At 28.9% G+C, this 2,349-nt stretch carries 3 protein-coding genes; all 3 read right to left on the bottom strand.

Going from position 1 to position 2,349, the window contains the following annotated elements; translation table 11 throughout:
- A partial coding sequence (locus DXN04_RS34395; protein ID WP_147320178.1) for a hypothetical protein occupies nt 1–331 on the bottom strand: 331 nt, incomplete at its 3' end.
- Nucleotides 332–451: 120 nt separating this feature from the next.
- Nucleotides 452–1,246, bottom strand: coding sequence for a hypothetical protein (locus DXN04_RS34390; protein ID WP_116857936.1), 795 nt, complete (start codon nt 1,244–1,246; stop codon nt 452–454).
- Nucleotides 1,243–2,349, bottom strand: a 1,107-nt coding sequence (locus DXN04_RS34385; protein WP_233525751.1) for a hypothetical protein, incomplete at its 5' end; no start/stop codon positions are given. The genes DXN04_RS34390 and DXN04_RS34385, both read right to left, overlap by 4 nt.

Genomic DNA, 2,349 nt, shown 5'->3' with positions numbered 1-2,349 from the left:
TAGGAGTTTGAATAATATTAAATGGAAATGTTGGTCCAAGTTCATCATCACTAGGAAAAGATTCTTTATTAAAATCTTTAACATAATTAATAAGTCTACCAGCAGTATTATTCATTAATTTTTCTCTATTATCTTTAGATACTAAATTGTTTACACCATTATAGAGAAATTCATTACCAAGTCTTATTAAACCAGTAGATTTAGCAACTTTATCATAAGCTCCACCAAGTGGAGGAATACCATTTTGAATAAATCTTCCATTACGAGTAACATTACCTCTAAATGTACTAGGTAAATTACTTATATGAATAACTTTATCTTTTCTAGGCATTTTATATAATATAATGAGAAATTATAATTTGATTGATTTTAAGGCTCTCTGTCGAACGATAGGTTATTAGCCGATTAATAGTTCATACCTGTATATAATAATTCAACAGAGAGCAAAAGATTAACGTCTACGACCACCACAGCGATATGTTTTAAGCCTATCTCGATATATTGATTGAGGCATAACAGATGGTTGAACATTACCATTAGTAATCCATTCAGGACGCTCAATACCAGTTTTAGGAGCACTATAACTAGCTTGGTCAGCTTGTTCAACTTTAATAGATTGTTGTCCTTTACTACCAAACATACCACCAATTAAACTTCCAGCAGCACCAATAGCAGCACCAATCCATGCTTTTCTACGTCCACCACATTTATATTTATTAATAAAACTAGAACGTTGATACATAGTCATTGGATTAGTCATTTTATCAGAAGTAATATTAAGTTGCTGCTGACCAGCTTGAAGTTGTTTACGCTGTTCAGCTTCTTGAGCAATACGTTTATTTTCATTAATTTGTTGATTAGCAGAAATACCTTGACCTATTGCAGTACCTAATTCACCAAGTCCTTGAACTCCTGTAATAGAACTAGCAAGATTACCTAAACCGGGAAGAGCATCAGCAAATTCAGTACCGAAACCAGCTTTACGTCGAACTCTACCGCCACATTTAAGAGTAAGCTTATCATTATATTGACCAACATAATCTTGATTAGCATAAGCACTAGTTAAAGCTTGAGCATTTTGTAAAGCATCTTTATGGTCTTGTGCAGCTTGAGCTTCAGCTTGAGCTTTTTCTTGAGCTTTCTTTTGCTTATTACCTTTAATAATACCACCAGCAATACTAGCGGCTGCACCAATAATAGCACCAATAAAAGCTTTTTGTCTTTGTCTATCTCTATACTGTATCATAATTTTCTAAATTGAGTTTGAGCACATTCAAGACTTTCAAATTCAATGCGCTTATTATCTGAATTATTAAATATGAAACGAATTACAAAATAATTACCATATACTCTACGAAGTTTATCACTTACTGTATTAGGATGTTCTTTAATTGCATTACGGAAATAATTAAAGTTATATTGAGTTAGTTCATACCACGGTTTTTTATACTTATTAAATTCATTAAGTTTATCAATATTAATATCTATATCATCAGTATCATTATCTTCATTAAATATACGAAGTATATCACCAGCATAAGGATGTTCTCTTAAATCAACAGGATTATTAATATTATCGCTATAAATAGGAATATATATCTTACGTACTTTATATTTAATAAATTCAAGAAATTTAATAAGTTCATAAGATTCATTAACCATAATATCAATATAACTATTATGGACTAATATAGGCTCATCACCAACTTCTTGTTTAGATACTAAATATAGACTTCTACTATCATCTCCCATATGAGTATTAAATCTACCATAATTATATTCATGAGTAAATACATGAAGAGGGCAATTAAGTCTATCATCGTTATGTTCAGTTTGAAAATAACATTTAGTTTTAGTAGACCAAGCATTATTAAAATAATAATCATGTAAACTAATAAAACTACCTACTTTATAATTAAAACTAATAACTTCATTATGTGATTCTATAATAGATTTTTTAGTATTAGGATTAATATTATTATAAGTATAATCAAACTTAATTAGAATACGATTATTAAATTTATCATGAGCAAATCTAACTTTATTAGGATGATATTTGTCTAACCATAATTTAATATCTTCATCCATTATTTTAAGTTGACCATCATCAAATTGATAAAGTTTATGAAAATCATCGTTATAAAAAATATAACCAAATTCTCCAACTATATATGCTAAATCATCTTGCAGTCCACCATAACCTTTATCACTAGTAAAGACTTCTTTATAATCAACTTCAAAAGCATCAGGCTGATATAATTGAACATTTTCATCTCTAGTTTTAAGTGCAGCACTTATATCAAACATAAACATACTATGTTGAGTATGAACTAAAAGATAATATCCAAT

It is taken from the genome of Chitinophaga silvisoli (assembly GCF_003412465.1).
GTDB lineage: Bacteria > Bacteroidota > Bacteroidia > Chitinophagales > Chitinophagaceae > Chitinophaga > Chitinophaga silvisoli.
Note: the sequence above shows the minus strand (reverse complement) of the source record. Positions and strands in the feature narration are given on the sequence as shown.

Excerpts from the sequence above, each read along its gene's own strand:
- DXN04_RS34390 (WP_116857936.1), bottom strand. The coding sequence starts at position 1,246 with ATGATACAGTATAGAGATAGACAAAGACAAAAAGCTTTTATTGGTGCT.